The sequence below is a fragment of the Streptomyces sp. NPDC101165 genome, from assembly GCF_044768135.1.
Taxonomy (GTDB): domain Bacteria; phylum Actinomycetota; class Actinomycetes; order Streptomycetales; family Streptomycetaceae; genus Streptomyces.
The window spans coordinates 166,836-185,679 of record NZ_JBIWPG010000021.1 but is presented as its reverse complement, the minus strand read 5'-3'; the positions used below and the strand labels follow the sequence as shown (position 1 = coordinate 185,679).

The following is an 18,844-nucleotide window of genomic DNA, read 5'->3' as shown; positions in this document are numbered from 1 at the left end:
AGCCCCTACAAGACGGTCGAACTGGGCGGCGTCCCCATGACACCGGCCCAGGCCTACACGGCGGCACGCACCAAGCCCGACTCCGACGACTGACCCACCGCCAGGTTGTACAGTTGCGCAAGGCAGCAATCATGAAGAAGGGTGGGCGGCATGCTCCGTAACGGGCTGGAACCCTGGCACCTGCTGATCGTGGCGATCGTCATCATCGTGCTGTTCGGCTCGAAGAAACTGCCGGAGGCGGCTCGCGGGCTCGGCAAGTCGATGCGCATCCTCAAGAGCGAGGCCAAGGCCATGAAGGACGACGACAGCGCCGGCGACACGGTGCGCTGAGGCTCGTCCGCCGCGCAGATCAGGGGCTGGCGACGTCGAAGCCGTACCGCAGCGGCTCGTCGTTCACGGTGTAGTCCCGGCGGTAGAGGTACACCGCTTCCGCGCGCACACCGGGCGGCGATGCCTCGATCCGGCAGGGGTACGTCACCTGGATCACGCGCGGCCGGCCGGAGACCTTCATCCGCACTCCGTCCGCGGGCCCGCCCTCGAGCACCGCGGTCTCCCAGCCCGTCACGTCGGTCATCTCCACGGCGAACATTTTAGGCCTTGCGCAAGTAACCCCGGGTGTGCGATGAGTCTCGGCCCTCCTGCCCGCGAGGGCCCGGCGGACAGCCGCACACCCAGGGCGAATCGCCGGGCACATCGGCCGATGTGACGGCTGCTACATTCGGCTTCGTGTCGCACGAGCCGGTCCTCGCCGCTCCGCACCGGACACCGGACGCGGAACAGTGACCACGCAGGCGGCGTCGGCCCGGCGGATGTGGCCGCTGTACGCGGCCGGTTTCACCACCGCCTTCGGCGCGCACGGCATCGCCGCCAGCCTCGGCGGTGCATCCAAGGACGCGGTCACCTCCCTGCTGGTGCTGGGCGGCCTGCTCGCCCTCTACGACGGCGCCGAGGTGCTCCTCAAGCCGGTCTTCGGCACCCTCGCCGACCGCGTCGGCGCCCGCCCCGTGCTGCTCGGCGGGCTCGTCGGGTTCGCCGTCGCGTCCGCGCTGTACGTCGTCGCGGACAGCCCCGGCTGGCTGTGGGCGGCCCGGTTCGGGCAGGGGGCCGCGGCCTCCGCCTTCTCGCCGTCCGCCTCCGCGCTGGTGGCCCGCCTCAACCCGGCCGCCAAGCACGGCCGCGCTTTCGGCAGTTACGGCTTCTACAAGTCCATCGGCTACACCCTCGGTCCGCTGCTCGGCGGTGTCCTGGTGTGGGCCGGGGGCCTGCGGCTGCTGTTCGCGGTCCTGGCGGTGCTCGGCGCGGCGGTCGCCGTCTGGGCCGCGCTCGCCGTTCCCGTCGTACCCCCGCTGCCCAAGGCCCGGCAGACGGTGCTCGACCTGGCCCGGCGGCTCGCCGACCCGGCGTTCCTCGCCCCGACCGGTGCGCTCGCCGCGGCGACCGCCGCCCTCTCGGCCGGTGTGGGCTTCCTTCCGGTCTCCGGCCGCGCCGCCGGACTGGGCACGGTGGCCACCGGGGCCGCGGTGTCGCTGCTCGCCGCCTGCGCCGCCGTGGTGCAGCCGCGTGCCGGGCGGGCCCTGGACGAAGGGCGCCTCACGACCCGGTCCGGTCTCGCCGTGGGACTCGCGGTCACCGCGGCCGGCCTGGTCTGCGCGATGCTGCCGGGACTCACCGGCATCCTCGTGGGCGCCACCCTGATCGGCCTCGGCACGGGCCTGATCACCCCGCTGGGCTTCGCCGCGCTGGCCTCCTCGACGCCCCAGGAGCGGCTGGGTCAGACCATGGGCGCGGCGGAACTGGGCCGCGAACTCGGCGACGCGGGTGGGCCGTTGCTGGTGGCCGCGGTGGCCTCCGGCGCCTCGCTGCCCTACGGCTTCGGAGCACTCGGGATTCTCGTGGGGGCGGGGGCGACGCTGGCGTTCGTCCGCCGGGGCTGAGGGCGGCGTCCTGAAGGGGCGCTTCAGCAGGGCAGGTCGAGCGTCACCGTCGCCCCGCCCCCCGAGTTCTCCGCGCGCGCCGTGCCCCCGTGCGCCGCGGCCACCGCCTGCACGAAGGCGAGCCCCAGGCCGGATCCCTCGCCGGTGCGGCTCGCCTCGGCACGGGCGAAGCGGTCGAACGCCCGGGGCAGGAACTCGGGCGGGAAGCCCGGCCCCTCGTCCGTGACGGACAGCCGCAGCCTGCCCTCGTGGACAGCGGCGGTGAGGCGGACGTTCCCGTGTCCGTGGCGCAGGGCGTTGGCGAGGAGGTTGCCGATGGCGGGCACCAGCCAGCGGGCGTCGACGTCGACGGTGGTGTCCGCCGCGTCGGAGGTCAGGCCGCGCCCGGCCCGTTCGGCGGTGCGCAGATGCGGGGCCACGGCGGTCCCGACCAGCTCGGTGAGTGGTACGGGTGCCCGGGTGATGTGGTCGGTGCCGCCGAGTTCCTCCAGGTCCAGCAGGGCGTTGGAGAGATCGATCAGACGCTGCACCTCGGCGTCCACGGAGCGCAGGGTCTCGGTGAGTTCCGCGGCCGGGCGGGGCCGGTGCAGCGCCACGTCGACCTCGGCCCGCAGCAGGGCCAGCGGGGTGCGCAGCTCATGGCTGGCGTCCGCGACGAACCGGCGCTCGCGGACGGCGGACGCCTCCAGCCGGTCGAGCATGCGGTTGAGGGTGTGCCCGAGACGGGTGATCTCGTCGTCGCGGTCGGCGGGCACGTCCAGACGCAGGTTCTGGCCGCCGTCGGCGAGGGTGGCCGCCGCGTTGCGGTAGCGCTCGACGGGGCGCAGCGCGGCGCGGGCGGTGCGGTAGCCGACGTACGAGGCGGCGATCAGGGTCAGTCCGGAGGCGACGGCGAGCTGGGCCAGGAGTTCGCGCAGCGCCTCGTCGCGGTGGCCGCGCCGGACGGCGGCCACGACGACGCGCGTCTCTCCTGCGGCGCTGACCCGCTTGGCCTGCAGCCGCAGCGTGTCCGGAGTGATCGGCAGCAGGGAGCCGATGTCACGTCGTACCGCGTGCCCGTGTGCCACCGAGTCGACTTCGGCGGGGGTGAGCAGGGCCCGGTGGCCCGCACCGGCGCTGGCGTCGAGGACCCGGCCGTGCTGGTCCAGGACCTGGTGGAGGCTGCCACTGGGGCCCGGCGGCGGTGCGGTGCCCGCGCGCACGGACCGGTCGAGACTGTGCTGGTAGGCCGCCAGATCGTCGTGCAGCTGCCGGTCGAGGGCGGTCTGGACCCGCCAGTAGACCAGCCCGGCCGTTCCGGTCAGGACGAGGGACATGGTGACCGCGACGGCCAGCACGAGACGCGTGACGACGGGCAGCCGCCCGAACCATGCGTCCAGCCTGCCCTGCGGTGTCACCGGGTGGTCTCCAGGCGGTAGCCGCGCCCGCGCAGGGTCGTGATCGTCGTACGGTCGAAGGCGCGGTCGACCTTCGCGCGCACCTTGGAGACATGGACGTCGATGGCGTTGCTGCGCAGGTCGGTCTCGCCGTCCCAGACCTCGTCCAGCAGCTGCAGGCGGGACACCACCCGCCCGGCGTTCTCCATCAGCACCCGCAGCACGGCGAACTCGCGCCGGGACAGATCCAGCTCGGTGTCCGCCCGCCAGGCCCGCTGCTGCTCCGGGTCGAGGACGAGGTCGCCTGTCTGCAGCCGCCCGGAGCACTCGGGGCGGCGCCGGGATATCGCGCGCAGCCGGGCCAGCAGTTCCTCCATGGCGAACGGCTTGACCATGTAGTCGTCGGCGCCGGCGTCAAGACCGGCCACCCGCTCGCTGATCGCGCCGCGCGCGGTGAGCAGGATCACGGGCACGTCGACGCCCTCGCCGCGCAGCGTCCGGCAGACCTCGACCCCGTCCATGCCCGGCAGCATCCCGTCCAGGACGATCCCGTCCAGGCGGGGGTCACGCGCGGCGGCCAGGCCGGACGGGCCGTCGTAACGGCCCTCTGCGGTGTGGCCGGACTCGGTGAGGTAGCGGACGACGAGGTCGGTGAGGCGGGTCTCGTCGTCGACGACCAGGTAGTGCATACCGGCCAGGCTAACCGCCCGCGCCCCGGATCCGGCCGCCCGGAAGGCTTCATGGTCTGTTCATGTGACATCCCTACCGTCCTTCAGGTCGCGGTGCTCCGCGGACCGCGACCGGTCCGCCGTCCGACGTGCCGGGACGGAAAGGGACAGCCATGGACGCACTGGTGCTCGCCGCCAAGGGCATCACCCACCACATCGCCCCCACCGACCTCACCACGCGCGGCGGCCTCGACATCATCGCCCTGCTGATCCTGGTCGGCTGGCTCTATCGGCGCCGCCCCAGCGCGCCGGCGATGCCGCTGGTCCTGGTCGCGCTGAACGTGGGTCTGTTCGCGGCGATGAGTGCGATCAGCGCGGGCAAGTTCCCGGCCGGGGTCGGCTTCGGCCTGTTCGGCATCCTCTCCCTGGTCCGCCTGCGCAGCGCGGCCTTCACCCTGCGCGACGTCGCCTACACCTTCGTGAGCCTGGTCATAGCCCTGTGCACCGGACTGCCGGAGCGCGACACCTGGCTGGTCATCGCGGTGGACGTGGTGGTGCTGGTGGCGGTCCTGCTGGTGGACGATCCCCGCGCCTACGAGCCGCCGACCCGCACGGTGAAGCTGACCCTGGACCGCGTCTACGACGACCCCTCCGTGATCGCAGCCGACGTCGCGTTCCGCTTCGGCCAGGCACCGCTGTCGGTGGTCGTCGACGAGGTGGACTACGTCCGCGAGACCACCCGGGTCTCCGCCCGCTACCCCGTCGTACCGGGCGAGTCCGCCACCGCCGAGGACGCCGGGCCGCGCGAGCAGGTGACCGTCTCATGACCCCGGCCTCCCCCCTCGCCGCCGGCCTCGGCCTGTCCGCACTGCGCGGCGCCACGCTCGCCGAGGTCGACGCGGCGGCCGCGCTCCAGCACCGCACCGACCGCAAGTACCTGATCCCGCTCGACCGCGCACGCCTCCTCGTCGAGGGGCTCGCCGACAGCCACCACGTCCTCGACCTGGCCGGCCGCCGTACGACGAGCTACCTCAGCACCTACTTCGACACCGAGCGGCTCGGCGCCTGGCGGGCCCATGTGCAGCAGCGCCGCCGGCGCTGGAAGGTCCGCACCCGCCTGTACGCGGAGGACGGGCTGTGCCGGGTGGAGGTGAAGACGAAGGACGGGCGAGGCGCCACGGTCAAACACGCCCTCAGGGCCCCCGCCCACGCCTACGGGCGACTGGACGACTCCGCGGCCGAGTTCGTCGACGACGTACTGCGCCGCGCGGCCGTCCCCGTCACCACCGCGGCACTGTCCCCCGCCGCGGAGATCCGCTACGTCCGCGCGGCCCTCGCCGACCTGGACCACGGAACGCGCGTCACCCTCGACGCCGGCCTCACCTGTCACCACGGGGACCGCACCGCCGGCCTCGACCCGGGACACGTCCTCGTCGAGACCAAGGGCGGCACCCGCCCCGCCCCCGCCGACCGCCTCCTGCTGCGCCTGGGCGCCCGGCCCGTCTCCCTCAGCAAGTACATCGTCGGCCAGTCGCTGCTCACGCCCGGCCTGCCCGACAACGACGTACGCCGTCTCGCCCGCGCGCACTTCACCGCCGAGGCCCCTCCCGCACCGCTCCTCGAAAGGACCCCTGCCGCATGAAGGCCCTGCGCATCAAATGGCAGTACGCGGTCATCGCGCTGCTCGCCGCGTCCGCCGCCGCTTTCGGCCTGCTGCGACCGCAGCTGCTGCCCACGGCCTCCTCGACGAAGCAGAAGCTCTCGGCGACCGACCGCATCAAGCAGAACCCGCCGCCGACCCTCTTCGCGGACGCCGAGATCACCCCGATCGGCAAGCAGGCCGACGCCCAGCGTCAGAAGGCCGACGCCCTCTTCGCCCAGTGGAAGAAGGCGCACGGCACCACCCGCGACGACAAGGCCTTCGCCGCCTGGGCCGCCGGGCAGATCCCCGCGCCGCCCACGGCGAAGGACCGCACCGCCGAACTCCACCAGGTCCAGGCCCTCGCCAAGACCCGTACGGCCGCCGGGAAGAAGGCGGCCACCTGGCTGGAGCTCAACGGCAAGAAGGACGTCTGGAAGCTCTACCTCCACGACCAGCGCGAGCTGATCCCGGCCCAGCAGGGCACGGCGGAGAAGGCCGAACTCAAGGCGGCCCTCAAGCTGGCCAAGACCGTCAGCGACCAGCTCGCCGCCCGCGACAAGCAGCCGGCCCCCTTCGTCCTGGACCCGAGCCTCCGCCCGGAGAAGCACATCAAGCCCGGAGCCAAGGGCCCGTACTCCTACCCCTCCCGCCACGCCACCCGCGCCGCCGCGGCCGTCACCTTCCTCAGCGCGCTCTCCCCGCACCGGGCCGAGGACTACCGGTGGATGCAGGACGAGGTCCTCTACTCCCGCCTCTACATGGCCGGCCACGTCTCGAGCGACCTCACCGCCGGAACCCTCCTCGGCGACCTGATCGGCGACTACGAGCTCACGGTCAGCGGCCACTGACCCACGCCCACCGCCTCGCCGCACTCACGGAGGCTTCGGCCTGTGGGCGGCGAGGCGTTCGCGTGCCTCGGTATAGGTGTCCGCGTCGATCTCACCGGAGGCGAAGCGCCGGTCGAGGATCTCCTCGGGCGTCTCCCGCGACTGCCACCCCGGACCCGGCGGCCCGCTGTCCCGCCCCGGGGAGTGCTGCGTGAGCCGGACCACCGCCCACACGACGAGACCGAGCAGCACGATCCACACGATGGGCATGAAGGCCATCAAGGCCCAGCCACCGCCATGCCAGTACCACACTGTGCCCACCTCCCGGGGAGGCTCCCTCCTCCCACTGTCCCTCCACCCGCTGCTCCCCGCAGCGGGTCACCTGCCCCCGGCCGGCCTCCCCGCTCCCCGCCCGCCTCCGGGAGCAGCGCGCCCGGTGCCATGCGGGTCAGCTCCGCCTCCACCGCATCCCGGTCCGGGACGCCGGGCGATGTCGGAGACCTTGCCGCGCTGGTAGCCGGTCTCGGCACAGTGACCGGAGTGGACCCGTCACCGCCGGTCCTCGCCTACGCCCGCCGCAGGAAGCGGCGCCCCGGCAGCGCTCCCTGCACCTACCGGGAAGGCGCCGCCGAGTCACTCGGCCCGCCGGACGCCTCCTTCGACCGCCTGCTGGTCGTGGAGTTCCGGTCCCCGAGGAGCGGGCTCGGCCGGCACCTCGTACACGGGGGAGCGGGCCCCGCCATGGCCCACAACCGGGTGGGCCGGGGCTCAGGGGAGTTGCTGGCATCGGTGGCGAAACCTTGGACAACTGCTGGGCTCGCGCTCTCCCTCTGCTGGTCCGGCTCTCGACAGCGTCTTCCTAGGGTCGTTTCCGTCCCCCGGTGGTCCGGCTCCCGGATCCCCGAATCCCCGACATCCGGAGACGAGTTCATGCGTACCCTGCCCCGCCGTGCCCTCCTCGCCGCTCCCGCCGCCGTCCTGATGTTCGCCCTCGCCGCATGCGGCGGCGGTTCCGACTCCGACTCCAGCTCCGGCAGTTCGAAGTCGGACACCCAGCAGGCCCAGAGCACAGGAGGCGCCGATGCGGCGGGCGAGGCCGCCGGCGACACCGACGACAAGAAGGAACCGCCGCTGACCGGCGACATCAAGCAGAAGGCCGAGGCGGCGGCCGTCGCGGCCCACCCGGGCACGGTGATCAAGTCCGAGGAGGACGCGGAGAAGCCCGGCATGTACGCGGTGGAGGTGAAGAAGGCGGACGGCACCTCGGTCGAGGTCTACCTGGACAAGTCCTTCAAGGTCACCGGCACCAAGCAGGAAGGCACCGAGGAGACGGAGAACGACGGCTGAGAGGCGCGGGCCGACCGGCCGGAAGGGAGCAACAGGTGCCGAGCGAGCACGAGAACGCCACCGAGCCACTGTCGGACGCCGAGGTGACGGCGATCCTGGGGCCTTCGGTCCCCGACTCCGCACGGGGAGGCTACGGGGACCGCTTCGAGGACGATGCCTTCGACTACCCCTCGCCTTCCCTCTCCCACGCCTGGTCCTCCGACGACGGCGTGCCCGGCCCCACCGAGGCCACGGGTGCGGAGTCGGAGCCGGGGGACGAGGAGGGCGGGAGCCGGCGGAGTCGGGCGCGGGACGAGAGCAGGTGGCGGTGGACGGCGGTACGGCACCGCTCGGCCGTGACGGCTGTTGCCGCACTCGCGCTCCTCGGCGGCTTCGGCCTCGCGCTGTCCACGGTCAGCGACACGGTCACCTCCACCCCGCACCCCAGCGGCACCGCCCAGGTCTCCGCACCCAGGTCACCCGGCTCACCGACCCTCCCACCGGACGCGACACTCCCCGCTCGACCGCCCGGTGCCGGAGCGAACACGGCCGCCCCGCCGACGCAGACCGCCGCCGTGCCGCCCGTCACCGGTGACCGCGGTGACGACGACCACGGGGACGACCACGGGGAGGAGGAGCAGGGACGCGAGGACGGAGACCACGCCGACGACTGACTCCCCACGGTCGGCCTCGTCACCGCCCCGCTGCCGCCGCCCGGCCGCTCCCGTTCTCTCGTGTCGACGGCCGGGCGGCACCTCCGTGCCCACGCACCGTCCCGTACGCCTCCCAGGCCCCAGGCGGCTTCCCATGAACAGCACAACTCCCCTGGCACAGCTGTGCGAGCCTTGCGCCATGCGGCTCCTGCTCATCGAAGACGACGACCGAATCGCCGGCCCGCTCACCGAAGGGCTCGGCCGGTACGGATTCACCGTGGACCACGTCCGCACCGGTGCCGCCGGACTCGCCGGCACCGACGGAACCCCGGACCTGGTCCTGCTCGACCTCGGCCTGCCCGACATGGACGGCCTCGACGTCTGCCGCAATCTGCGCGCCCGCTCCGCCGTACCGATCATCATGATCACCGCCCGGGGCGAGGAGGCCGACCGCATCGTCGGCCTGGAACTCGGAGCCGACGACTATCTCGCCAAGCCGTTCGGGGTACGGGAGTTGGTGGCCCGGATCCGAGCCGTCACCCGGCGCACCAGCGGTGCGCCGCCCTTCCCCGTGCCCACGCATCAGGCGGCCCGGAGCGAGGCTCCCGGCCCCCAGCCGCTCGGCCCGCTGGAGATCAACCGGCGCACCCGCCAGGTCCGCCTCGACGGTGCCGACATACCGCTCACCCCTCGCGAGTTCGACCTGCTGGCCCACCTCGCCGAGGACCCCGGCACGGTCCACTCGCGTCAGCACATCATGGACACGGTGTGGGACCCGCACTTCTTCGGCCCCACCAAGACCCTGGACGCCCACGTCGCCGCCCTGCGCCGCAAGCTCGGGGACCCGGCCTGGATCACCACGTCGCGAGGTGTCGGCTTCCGCCTCACCGTCCCCGGACAGGACGCGGAACCCGGGACGGCCGGATGACCCGGCGCCTGCTGCTCAGCTACCTCGGCCTGGCGATCCTCGTACTGGCCGGGCTGGAACTGCCACTCGGCTGGATCTACGCCCGCGGAGAGATCTCCCGCGCCTCCCAGAGCATCGAACGCGATGCCTCGATGCTCGCCGAGGTCACCGAGGAGAACATCGAGAAGGGCAACCTCGACGCGCTGCCCGACGTCGTCGGCGACTACGCCACCCGCACCGGCGGCCGCGTCGTCGTCACCGACCGGCGCGGCTTCGTCCTGGCCGACTCCGACCCGTCCGGCCGTACGGGAATCAGCATCGCCGCCCAGCCGGACATCGCCCGCGCCCTGCGCAACCGGCCGACCGTGGCCACCGGAGACGACGTACTGTCGGCCACCATGCCGGGCTCCTCCGGTACGACGATCCGGGGCACCCTGCGCCTGACGTACCCCATGGCCGAGGTCAACGCCCGTGTCCATCGCATCTGGGGCGCCCTCGCCCTGGCCGGAGTCTGCGTCCTGGCCGCCGTCGCCCTGGCCGCCTTCACCCTCGCCCGCTGGATCACCCGCCCCCTGCGCACCCTGGAGGCGGCCACCGCCCAACTGGCCGACGGGCGGCTCACCACCCCACCGGACGCGACCACCGGCCCTCCCGAACTCCGCAGCCTCGCCGCCTCCTTCACCCACACGGCCACCCGCCTGCAACATCTCCTGGAGGCCCAGCAGGCGTTCGCCTCCGAGGCCTCCCACCAGCTGAAGACCCCGCTGACCGCACTGCGCCTGCGCCTGGAGAACTTCGAGCCCTACCTCGACCCGCGCGCCCACGGCAGCCTGGAGGAGGCCGTCGGCGAGGTCGAACGCCTCGGCCGCATGGTGCAGGGCCTGCTCGCCCTGGCCCGCCTGGAGAACAGCGCGACCACCCCGGAACCGGTCGACCTGGACACCGTCATCGCCGACCGCGTCGCGATGTGGGAGTCGCTGGCCGCCGAACAGTACGTGGTCCTCGCCGTCACCGGCCGCCCCGCCGGCCGGGTGTGGGCGATCCCCGGGGCGCTCGACCAGATCATCGACAACCTGGTCGCCAACGCCCTGCGCGTCTCCCCGCCCGGGACCACCATCACCCTCCACCGCGCGCCCGGCGCCGAACTCCACGTCATCGACCAGGGCCCCGGCATGACCGAGGCCGAACGCGCCCGCGCCTTCGACCGCTTCTGGCGCGCCTCCGACTCCCGCAACGACGGCACCGGGCTCGGTCTGCCCATCGTCCGCCACCTCGTCCACGCCTCCGGCGGAGACATCGGCCTGCACCCGGCCCCGGGCACCGGCCTGGACGCCGCCGTGCGACTGCGACAGGCGGCCGCGGGCCGGTCCCGCGACGGAAGCGCCCGCCCCCGATCGACACCGGCCACCGCGACAGCGGGCCCGGGGCTTCACCGGGGTCGGTAGGAGAGCACCGGGTCGGCCCATCCACCAAGCCGGCGGGAGAGCCCGAAGCGCTGAGGAAGCCACCAACGCCGCCCGGCACGGCCGGGTGGCGCGCCTTTTCCCGGGGCACGGCGGTGGACTTCCGCACGGCGGAGGACGAGGACGCGGCCCAAGGGGAGGACTGGGGCCCTGAACGGACCGTCCGGGCAGCGGTGTTGCGCCCCCTTCTCCTGGACGGGTCGCAGGACGACGGGGAGATAGCCGCCCTCAGACTGGACGGCGCGCGCATCACCGGTGCACTCGACCTGCAGTACGGCACGGTCGAGCACCTGCTACGGCTGCGCCACTGCTTCTTCGAGGACGTGCCCCAGTTGTACGCCTCCCGGCTCCGCGAGCTGGACCTCACCGGCTCGGTGATGCCCGGCCTGGCCGCCGCCACCATGCGGGTGGAGGGCATCCTGCACCTGACGCGCTGCCGCTTCCGCGGCCCGGTGCGGCTCGGCGGGACAGAGATCGGCGGGCCGCTCTTCCTGAGCGGGGCCGAGATCATCCCGCCGGACACCGCGCGGCCCGCGCTCCGGCTCAGTCACGCGACCATCGGCGACGACCTCTGGGCTCCCGGACTTCGAACCCACGGGGAGGTGATGCTCAACAGCACCTCGATCGCCGGCTCGGCCGGCCTCGACGACGCACGGCTCAGCCATCCGGGCAACGTCGCCCTCGACGCACAGACCCTCCTCGTGGAAGGCGACTTCCACATGCGGCACATCCGCACGGAGGGCTGGATCGGCCTGCGCGGCGCCCGCATCACCGGGCGGCTCGACCTGTCGTACGCGTCCCTGTCCAACCCCGGCGACGCGGCACTGCGCGCGAGCAGCTGCACCGTCGGGGAGCTCTGGCTGCGCAAGAGTCCGCCCATGGAAGGCGCACTCAACCTGCGACGGGCCCAGGTCGAGGTCCTGGTCCTCGACCCGGAGGCGGTGCCGGCCGATGTGTTCCTCAGCGGCCTCGTCTACACCACCCTCACCCCGCACGAGCCCGCCGAACGCCGCCTGCCCATGCTGGAGCGCGACGGCGAAGGCTACGTTCCCGACGCCTACGAACAGTTGACCGCCGCCTACCGCCGCTCCGGCGACGACCACGCCGCCCGCCTCGTCCAACTCGCCAAGCAGCGCCGTCTGCGCGGCACCCGGGCCTGGTACGGACGCCTGTGGGGCTACGTCCAGGACGCCACCGTCGGCTACGGCTTCCGTCCGCTGCGCGCCTGCGCCTGGCTGCTGTCCCTGCTGGCCGTCGGCTCGATCGCGTACGCCCTGCACCACCCCCGCCCCCTGAAGGCGTCCGAGGCCCCGCACTTCAACCCGGTCTTCTACACCCTCGACCTGCTGCTACCCGTGATCTCCTTCGGCCAGGAGGACGCCTTCGCACCGGACGGCTGGTACCAGGCGCTGTCCTACGCCCTGATCATCACCGGCTGGATCCTTGCCACGACGGTCGTCACCGGCGTGACCAGGAATGTCAGCCGCCAGTGACGATCCTTGGCGTCGAGGGGTCTCGCAAGGTGTCGGGAGGGCTTGGGGAGCAGATCGGTGCTCCGACGCGGCTCCCCTGGCGTGCTCGTCAGTCTCTGGGCTGGCCAGTCGGTTATTGAGGGCTGCTGACGGTTGGCTGCGGTCGGGGAGGTTGCGGTACTCCGCTGCTGTATCTCCACGCGCCACAAAGGGCCCCCGGTTTGCCACTGCGCTGACGGACTTCTGCGCGAGACCCACGTATGAGGTGGAGAGGTACGGCGTCAAGCGCCTCGGCCGTGGTCGCGAGTGTGTCGAGACGGTCCACCGTGGTTGCCCTTGCTACTGTCCACTTTGCATAAATGATCCATAAATGATCCATGAAGGACCAATTCGCGCCCGCTGGTGGCCGAGAGGACACGGACCATGAACGACTTCTCCCGTCGGGGAATGCTCAAGGCGACGGCGGTCGCCGGTGCCGGCGCGGTCGTCGCGTCGGGCGCCGCGGCCGCCGAAGCCCCTGGTGCGAGCGCTGTGACCGGGGCATCCGGGAGCGAGGTGTCTGGGACGCACTGCGGGCCGGCCAAGCTGACCGGCCGGATCGTCCGCCCCGAGGACTCCGGGTACACGGACGCGCGCCTCGGCTGGGACCAGCTCTTCTCCCACTACCCGCTCGTCATCGTCTTCGCCCAGAACACCCAGGACGTGGTGAACGCCCTGACGTGGGCGCGGCAGAACGACGTTGCGGTGCGGATCCGGAGCGGCCGCCACGCCCTGGAGGGCTGGTCGAACGTCGACAGCGGCCTCGTGATCGACATCAGCGAACTGAAATCGGTCCACATCGACAGCGCCTCCCGCATCGCGACGGTGGGTTCCGGGCTCAACCAGCTGGAAGCGGTGACCACCCTCGCGAAGCACAACTTCGCGGTGACAACAGGGACCGAAGGCAGTGTGGGCCTCTCCGGGGCCACGCTCGGCGGTGGCTTCGGCTTCCTCACCCGCTGGCTCGGCATGGCCTGCGACAGCCTGATCGGTGCCGAGATCGTCGTCGCGGAGGGCGGCGAGTGCGCCAAGGTGATCAAGGCCGACCTGAACCACAACTCGGACCTGCTGTGGGCGCTGCGCGGAGCGGGCAACGGCAACTTCGGCATCGTCACCTCACTCACCTACAAGCTGGCCCCACTCAAGAGCGTCACGTATCTGCAGGCCACGTGGGACGGAACCGGTCACCTGCGCAGGCTCTTCGAGGCCTACCAGCGCACCGCGCCGCACACCGACGCCCGCCTCGGCACCCAGCTCGAAGCCCACCGGAACCAGATCCTGCTGTTCGGGGTTCTCCCCGAAGGAACGCCGGCGGAGGCGAAGAAGCTGCTGGCCCCGATCCTGTCGATCGGCAGCCCCCAGGTCACGACGCAGGTGGGCAACTGGGGCGACGTGTATGCGGGATTCCAGATCCCGACCGAGGTCGAACCCGCGAACTGGAAGTTCTACTCGCAGTTCACCCGGAAGCCGTTCCCGACCAAGGCGATCGACATCGTCTCCGCGTTCATCAAGGACGCCCCCACGGACGACAGCAACTACTTCGTCCAGGCGTTCGGCGGGAACGTCAGGAAGAGCCCCCGCGGCGGCACCGCGTTCCCGCACCGTGACGCGCTCTTCTACGCCGAGCCCGGCGTCGGCTGGGGCAAGCGCAGTGACCAGCCGGGCATCTGCGACCCGCTCACCCCGCAGGCCCAGGCCTGGATCGCCGAGTTCAGCCAGGCACTGCGCCCCTACGTCAACGGCGCCTACGTCAACGTGCCGAACGTCAGCCTGCAGGACTGGGAGACGGCCTACTGGGGATCCAACTTCGACCGGCTGCGCAGGATCAAGGCGAAGTACGACCCGCACAACGTCTTCCAGTACGACCAGAGCATCCCGCCCGCGTCCCGCTGACCGAGCAGGGCCTGAGCCCCCTCCCGACAGGCGAGGGGGCTCAGCCGTGCCTACCCGTCCTGCGCCTTTGGCCGGACGGTCGTTGTGGCCCAGGATGCCGACGCGCCCGTGAACTGCTGCTTCATCCGCAGCTGCAACCTGCGTACGCGGAGGCCGGTTCGGCGGCCTGGCTGGTGCAGCAGCCGTCGCCGGTGGCGTTGGGGTCGGCGCTCTTGCCACGGGTGTCCGCGTCGGCCTTGACCACGTAGACCTCCCGCTCGGGAGGTCAGGCCTCAGGAGTGGCGTTGGTCCTGATCCTGCCGGCGAACGTCTTGAGTGCGCCGGCATGCGGATCCGTAGGGCCGGGCCTGGAGGGTAGGGCGCTGGTCCGGAGACGACTTCCAAGATCTTCTCCAGGATTTCTCCCAGAGCCTCAGAGAAACAAATCAGGCCCGGCGCTGATCTCTCAGCACCGGGCCCAACCTGGTGTTTCACTGTCGGGGTGGCGGGATTTGAACCCACGACCTCTTCGTCCCGAATAAGGTCAGGGCAAGATCCAGAGCTTAGCGGCTCGGCATTTGGGCAGATCAAGGCCTTGGGATCGGTAGGTCTCGCAGGGTATCGGGGAGGCGCTGGGAGAAGATCTTCTCCCAGATTTCTCCCAGGGAGCCGCAGGGCTCAGACAGCCTGCGAGCAGATACGCACTGTTCCAACGGCCCGACAACTCGCGGCATCATGGGCGGCCATGGATCTTCAAGGCATAGGTGCCATCGCGTCTGCTCTCGTGGCCCTCGTAGGCATACCTGCCGCCATTCTGATCGGGCGCGCCCAGACCAGAGCAGCCGTACGCGCAGCCGAACTTGGGGCTGAAGCGGGTCGGGCGCAAGCGCAAGCTGCCATGCAGACGGGAATAGCACAGGCCGAGGCCACCTACCGGGCAGCCCTGGACGCTTCACGTAACCAAGCCAGGGCCGAGTATCGCCAGTGGCGTCACACGCTGAGGCGTGAAGCGTGGGCAACGTTCGCAACAGCCGTGAATGACGCCACCACAGCTGCTGCTGATCTGGTCAAGAAGGCGGGACCCAACGAGGATCACGCGAGGCTGAACAATGCTGTCACCGCGGCTCTTGACGCTGTGAAGTTCGCCCATTCTGTAGTTGACCTGGAAGGTCCCGCCCATGTGGCAGAGGCAGCGGGCCGCGTGCGTGAGGGAGTCACTACGGTCCTTCTCGCTGCAGCCAAGGCTTCAACTGTCGCACGGGCAGATGCCGTCTTGCGTTCGGTGGAAAACGGTGAGGGGCCGGATGGCATAAGTGCGGACCAGGCCTTGAGCGCACGGGACGCCCTCCACGATCTGAGAGCAGCAGCTCGAGCCCAAGCCGAGGGCAGCAGTTACCCAATCAGCGCAGCAGGCGCGCGCAACGCAGCGGTGGCCGAGGCCCAAGCTCTTGCACTAACGACTCTGGCGCAGTGTGGCGTCACAGGTAGGCGAGCCAACTCGCTCATCGACGATGCAAGGCACGGCCTTCTGCCAGACAACCGGCGATGGGCCCTACGCGAGGCAGAAGCTGCTTTGGACAGGACACTTGCAGAGTGGATAGGGGAAGCCCGTGAGTACCTAGACGGGGACGCTCAGAACTGACCTCAGGCAAGGTGGCGGACTCCGCGGCCACGCACGACCCCTTCGTCCCGAACGCGATCGGCCCCCCGGAGGTGTTGCGTCTAGGACGATGACCTGCTCGCTCGTGTCCGGCCAAGTCCACTACTGTCCGGGACGGTCATCGTCCGGCCGCCCCGGTTGGCCCCCTCTTTGGCCCCCCGGGTCGCCGTGGTTCGGAGTTAGTCGGGCCGTGTCGGCACACGTCAGCGCCCATCGGTGCGCACGGCAAACGGCGGCCCTGCACTTACCGTGACCCCTCTGTCACGGCCCTCTACCACTCGCAGATCAAGGTCTGTATGCTCCGCATATGCCAGGGGAGGCGTTACATCAACTAGGGGACGACGGCGCGAGGCGAGCTAAGCGTTGGCTTGAGTCAACGACTCGCGTCAAAGCGGCATGGCTCAACACCGATCCGTATTCGGCAGGGCGGCTTGAGTTTCCGTGGCCGAACAGTGAATGGAGCTTCTCCTTCGACATCGGGGGAATCCTTCACGGCGATGACTTCTCTGGTCAGATGTTTCTAGCTGAGTGCAAGAAATATTCCGCTGCTGGAGATCAGGGCACGCATTATCAGTCCTATCTTGCGAAGTGCTACGTGACGCGTAGAGATCACGCGAGACTCGCGGATCACTTCATGTGGATCACTTGGCACCCGTTCCTTGTCGGATCGTGGGGTCAACTCTGCAGTAAGGAAAAGGTCCGCGAAGGGGTGCTCTCGGAGCATAAGCGAGTCTTCGGAGTGTCCTCCGAGGTAGAGGCTCGCCCGCTCATTGACGACGCGATCGTGCAAGAGGTCGCAGACCGCCTATGGCTTTTGGTTCTCTCGGACAAGCAGGAGAGGTTGGTTATCACACCTCAACATAGGGGTCTGATAATCAAACATGAGATTGAGGCAGGTACTTGGTGATGAGTACCTCTTACGCTCAGTCAGTACGCAACGCCATCGATCCTTCGGATCCGCGTAGAAGTGTTCATGCCGTCAAGCAGACGGTCATTAATGAGCTTCGAGAAACCGACTCGCGCGTCTCTGTGAAGGCGACGGAGTACTTCAATCACGCCTTCGCGCCGGACTTGATCCTGCGTTGGCCGCAGGACAGCGGTACGCGTCGCGTCTTCCTTAGGGCGGACCCTGACCCGGTCTACCTGGCACAGGATCTAGATATTGCTGGCTCGCCCGACGCCATTTTCTTTTCGTTGACGCCTAGTGAACGTGCTATGCCTTTGCTGGTCGACAATCCCTTACACTCGGCAGCCCTTGCCTCTGGTGCTCTCCTGACGGATGCAGACGGACTGCAAGAGTTCATCGAGTTCCGTCGGGAGGCACCAGTCGTCAGCCTAGCTTCTAGCGCCATCTTGCAGGGCGGGCGCGGACTGGTGCAGCGGCAAGAGGCAATTGAGGTTTCCCGCGGCATTTCGGATGGGTTTGCTGCTGCCCAAGTACTGGACGTTCCGACGACCCGATCGGCCACACAAGTCATCGGTGAAATGTTCGATGATGTACGCCGAGACAGGTTAACCAGATTCCTGAATGCAGTGTGGGTTGGGTCTGGTGGCGACGCCGCGAGTTTTCCAGCCGCTACTGATGTGGGCGGCTCCCTCGACGATGAAGCTCTAGCTTTCCTGTTGGACCTTGACGAGATTACCGATGACACTTTCTGGCGTAGGATTGGGCGGGGGATCAGCCTAGAGCGGTTGTCCTCATTGGTGATCAGTCAACCATCAAGTAACTTGCAGAGACTCGTCTCGAACAATCTCGACGTGTTGCACGCCAAGCTGTGTCGAATCACGCTTTCCCAGCCGCAACTTTGGGACGAGCAGGCAGGTCTCAGATGGGCCATCGACCGCGGGATGTTGGCTTTGCAGGGTGACCGATTCACGGCCTTTCTTGCTGGTCGCCGCGAGGACTTGAATGTTCGAGCGGAAGACGTCGATGGGATCAGTGTAGGCGAGCTGGTGAAGCGAGCTGTAAGGCATCGGATCTCAGTGGCCCAGCTTGAGCTTTCCACCATTCGCAGAACTCTTACCTATGGTTCTGATCGAGTCGAAGATGTGGCACATGACGAAGAACTGTCAGATTTTGCCGACGTACTCGGGCCGACTGCGAGAGTTAATGCCGCCATTGCCTCCCTGTCCGGTGCCAGAAACCTAAGATGCGAGTTCAACTCTCTGACTGGGCACGGAAGGACCGCAGCTAAGTTTCCGATCGTGGAGCTGCTGTATACGGCGCTTGCTCTGATGTTGGACTTGACGGAGGAAGAGCAGGATGAAATCTCTACTTTTCTCTCACTCCGGTCACTTAGTCGCTTGGAAGATTCTGCGTCTCTCTTTGATCCCGAGGATCTACCCGAATGACGGCCTAGCACCTGTGGCGGCAGGAACCCCGGCCCGTCCTTTCCGAGCTGGAGCCGGGCGAGGTAGTCACGGGCTGCTGGCTCTGAGGCGTGTCGGCATCTCGACAGCGAGCTCCTGGCTGGTCATGATGAGTGGTTGTGGCTGAATCCGCGATCTTCCATCCATTGGGCGGACGCCTCAGGCGGGATCAGGTTTTGTGGTACCGCACGGCTCTTCGACGAAAATCCCTAGATCTTCCAACTCGGCAATCAAATTCGCGTCGATATCCGTGATTGATGACGATTTCCATGGCCTTTCCCCCTCTTTGTCGAATAGTGCGACGCCATGAGGGGCGGCATCCATGTCAAACCGGGTGCGGAATTGAATGCCCTGGAACTGATGTCCCGCGAGTCTTCCTGGTGTCTCATCAAAAACTTTCGCATACCGCTGAGGCACGTCGTAAGGCGTCATAGTCACGAGCTCATTGGTTACTTTGAAGCGGGCCGCCCGGCGGTTTGACAGATCCGCTGCACCAATAGTCCTGGGCAACTTGTAAGAATGGACTACCCGCTCTTTGATGAGCTTGGGGATCAGTACCACGGCTGGCTCGCCGGCGCACCAGTCAGGACCGATACTCTCCAAGATTCCGGTCAACGGGTCAGTGCCTGCGTAGC

The 18,844-nt window shown here is 69.3% G+C and carries 16 protein-coding genes and 3 pseudogenes; 13 read left to right on the top strand and 6 right to left on the bottom strand.

Going from position 1 to position 18,844, the window contains the following annotated elements; all coding sequences use genetic code 11:
- Positions 1–150: 150 nt before the first annotated feature.
- A pseudogene (gene tatA / locus ACIRVH_RS36420) lies at positions 151–321 on the top strand (Sec-independent protein translocase subunit TatA); the annotation flags it as partial.
- A 28-nt stretch (positions 322–349) separates the two neighbouring features.
- Here tatA and ACIRVH_RS36415 read toward each other — a convergent pair.
- The gene (locus ACIRVH_RS36415; RefSeq protein WP_403962682.1) at positions 350–589 is read right to left on the bottom strand and encodes a hypothetical protein; all 240 of its coding nucleotides are present in this window, start codon (positions 587–589) and stop codon (positions 350–352) included.
- Between the two features lie 220 nt (positions 590–809).
- Between ACIRVH_RS36415 and ACIRVH_RS36410 the strand changes: the two genes are divergently transcribed.
- A complete protein-coding gene (locus ACIRVH_RS36410) occupies positions 810–1,934 on the top strand; it encodes an MFS transporter (protein WP_403962705.1) in 1,125 nt (374 codons plus the stop codon).
- A gap of 23 nt (positions 1,935–1,957) precedes the next feature.
- On the opposite strand, the gene ACIRVH_RS36405 is transcribed toward ACIRVH_RS36410, so the two are convergent.
- The gene (locus ACIRVH_RS36405) at positions 1,958–3,331 is read right to left on the bottom strand and encodes an ATP-binding protein (protein WP_403962679.1); all 1,374 of its coding nucleotides are present in this window, start codon (positions 3,329–3,331) and stop codon (positions 1,958–1,960) included.
- The gene (locus ACIRVH_RS36400) at positions 3,328–3,999 is read right to left on the bottom strand and encodes a response regulator transcription factor (RefSeq protein ID WP_403962677.1); all 672 of its coding nucleotides are present in this window, start codon (positions 3,997–3,999) and stop codon (positions 3,328–3,330) included. The genes ACIRVH_RS36405 and ACIRVH_RS36400 overlap by 4 nt, the downstream gene beginning before the upstream one ends.
- Before the next feature lie 152 nt (positions 4,000–4,151).
- Here ACIRVH_RS36400 and ACIRVH_RS36395 point away from each other — a divergent pair, with 152 nt between their 5' ends.
- The 3 genes from ACIRVH_RS36395 to ACIRVH_RS36385 are packed head-to-tail and all read left to right on the top strand — an operon-like array spanning position 4,152 to position 6,468.
- A complete protein-coding gene (locus tag ACIRVH_RS36395; protein ID WP_403962674.1) occupies positions 4,152–4,805 on the top strand; it encodes a DUF4956 domain-containing protein in 654 nt (217 codons plus the stop codon).
- On the top strand, positions 4,802–5,620 hold the full coding sequence (locus ACIRVH_RS36390; RefSeq protein WP_403962671.1) for a polyphosphate polymerase domain-containing protein: 819 nt from the start codon (positions 4,802–4,804) through the stop codon (positions 5,618–5,620). Before ACIRVH_RS36395 ends, ACIRVH_RS36390 begins: the two co-directional genes overlap by 4 nt.
- Positions 5,617–6,468, top strand: a complete 852-nt coding sequence (locus ACIRVH_RS36385; protein WP_403962668.1) for a phosphatase PAP2 family protein — start codon at positions 5,617–5,619, stop codon at positions 6,466–6,468. The genes ACIRVH_RS36390 and ACIRVH_RS36385 overlap by 4 nt, the downstream gene beginning before the upstream one ends.
- 24 nt (positions 6,469–6,492) lie before the next feature.
- Here the strand turns inward: ACIRVH_RS36385 and ACIRVH_RS36380 are convergent, their stop codons facing one another.
- On the bottom strand, positions 6,493–6,717 hold the full coding sequence (locus tag ACIRVH_RS36380) for an SHOCT domain-containing protein (RefSeq protein WP_403962667.1): 225 nt from the start codon (positions 6,715–6,717) through the stop codon (positions 6,493–6,495).
- 27 nt (positions 6,718–6,744) lie between these two features.
- On the opposite strand from ACIRVH_RS36380, the pseudogene ACIRVH_RS36375 reads away from it, so the two are divergent.
- From ACIRVH_RS36375 to ACIRVH_RS36345, 7 genes and pseudogenes are all read left to right on the top strand, one after another.
- Positions 6,745–7,110: pseudogene (locus ACIRVH_RS36375) on the top strand (class I SAM-dependent methyltransferase); the annotation flags it as partial.
- Between the two features lie 267 nt (positions 7,111–7,377).
- The gene (locus ACIRVH_RS36370; RefSeq protein WP_403962702.1) at positions 7,378–7,794 is read left to right on the top strand and encodes a peptidase; all 417 of its coding nucleotides are present in this window, start codon (positions 7,378–7,380) and stop codon (positions 7,792–7,794) included.
- Between the two features lie 35 nt (positions 7,795–7,829).
- Complete coding sequence (locus ACIRVH_RS36365; protein ID WP_403962665.1) at positions 7,830–8,447, top strand: hypothetical protein; 618 nt, start codon at positions 7,830–7,832, stop codon at positions 8,445–8,447.
- A gap of 178 nt (positions 8,448–8,625) precedes the next feature.
- A complete protein-coding gene (locus ACIRVH_RS36360) occupies positions 8,626–9,354 on the top strand; it encodes a response regulator transcription factor (RefSeq protein WP_403962662.1) in 729 nt (242 codons plus the stop codon).
- On the top strand, positions 9,351–10,778 hold the full coding sequence (locus ACIRVH_RS36355) for a sensor histidine kinase (protein ID WP_403962659.1): 1,428 nt from the start codon (positions 9,351–9,353) through the stop codon (positions 10,776–10,778). The genes ACIRVH_RS36360 and ACIRVH_RS36355 overlap by 4 nt, the downstream gene beginning before the upstream one ends.
- Before the next feature lie 113 nt (positions 10,779–10,891).
- Positions 10,892–12,289 (top strand): membrane-associated oxidoreductase, encoded by a 1,398-nt coding sequence (locus tag ACIRVH_RS36350; RefSeq protein WP_403962656.1) that lies wholly within the window; start codon positions 10,892–10,894, stop codon positions 12,287–12,289.
- Positions 12,290–12,691: 402 nt separating this feature from the next.
- Positions 12,692–14,200, top strand: coding sequence for an FAD-binding oxidoreductase (locus tag ACIRVH_RS36345; protein ID WP_403962653.1), 1,509 nt, complete (start codon positions 12,692–12,694; stop codon positions 14,198–14,200).
- A gap of 121 nt (positions 14,201–14,321) precedes the next feature.
- On the opposite strand, the pseudogene ACIRVH_RS36340 reads toward ACIRVH_RS36345, so the two are convergent.
- Positions 14,322–14,453: pseudogene (locus ACIRVH_RS36340) on the bottom strand (glyoxalase/bleomycin resistance/dioxygenase family protein); the annotation flags it as partial.
- 2,292 nt (positions 14,454–16,745) lie between these two features.
- On the opposite strand from ACIRVH_RS36340, the gene ACIRVH_RS36335 reads away from it, so the two are divergent.
- Positions 16,746–18,191, top strand: a complete 1,446-nt coding sequence (locus tag ACIRVH_RS36335) for a hypothetical protein (protein WP_403962650.1) — start codon at positions 16,746–16,748, stop codon at positions 18,189–18,191.
- 177 nt (positions 18,192–18,368) lie between these two features.
- Here the strand turns inward: ACIRVH_RS36335 and ACIRVH_RS36330 are convergent, their stop codons facing one another.
- The gene (locus tag ACIRVH_RS36330) at positions 18,369–18,824 is read right to left on the bottom strand and encodes a hypothetical protein (RefSeq protein WP_403962647.1); all 456 of its coding nucleotides are present in this window, start codon (positions 18,822–18,824) and stop codon (positions 18,369–18,371) included.
- Between the last annotated feature and the right edge of the window lie 20 nt (positions 18,825–18,844).

Excerpts from the sequence above, each read along its gene's own strand:
- ACIRVH_RS36415 (WP_403962682.1), bottom strand. The coding sequence starts at position 589 with ATGTTCGCCGTGGAGATGACCGACGTGACGGGCTGGGAGACCGCGGTG.
- ACIRVH_RS36410 (WP_403962705.1), top strand. The coding sequence starts at position 810 with ATGTGGCCGCTGTACGCGGCCGGTTTCACCACCGCCTTCGGCGCGCAC.
- ACIRVH_RS36400 (WP_403962677.1), bottom strand. The coding sequence starts at position 3,999 with ATGCACTACCTGGTCGTCGACGACGAGACCCGCCTCACCGACCTCGTC.
- ACIRVH_RS36395 (WP_403962674.1), top strand. The coding sequence starts at position 4,152 with ATGGACGCACTGGTGCTCGCCGCCAAGGGCATCACCCACCACATCGCC.
- ACIRVH_RS36390 (WP_403962671.1), top strand. The coding sequence starts at position 4,802 with ATGACCCCGGCCTCCCCCCTCGCCGCCGGCCTCGGCCTGTCCGCACTG.
- ACIRVH_RS36385 (WP_403962668.1), top strand. The coding sequence starts at position 5,617 with ATGAAGGCCCTGCGCATCAAATGGCAGTACGCGGTCATCGCGCTGCTC.
- ACIRVH_RS36380 (WP_403962667.1), bottom strand. The coding sequence starts at position 6,717 with ATGCCCATCGTGTGGATCGTGCTGCTCGGTCTCGTCGTGTGGGCGGTG.
- ACIRVH_RS36370 (WP_403962702.1), top strand. The coding sequence starts at position 7,378 with ATGCGTACCCTGCCCCGCCGTGCCCTCCTCGCCGCTCCCGCCGCCGTC.
- ACIRVH_RS36360 (WP_403962662.1), top strand. The coding sequence starts at position 8,626 with ATGCGGCTCCTGCTCATCGAAGACGACGACCGAATCGCCGGCCCGCTC.
- ACIRVH_RS36355 (WP_403962659.1), top strand. The coding sequence starts at position 9,351 with ATGACCCGGCGCCTGCTGCTCAGCTACCTCGGCCTGGCGATCCTCGTA.
- ACIRVH_RS36345 (WP_403962653.1), top strand. The coding sequence starts at position 12,692 with ATGAACGACTTCTCCCGTCGGGGAATGCTCAAGGCGACGGCGGTCGCC.
- ACIRVH_RS36335 (WP_403962650.1), top strand. The coding sequence starts at position 16,746 with ATGAGTACCTCTTACGCTCAGTCAGTACGCAACGCCATCGATCCTTCG.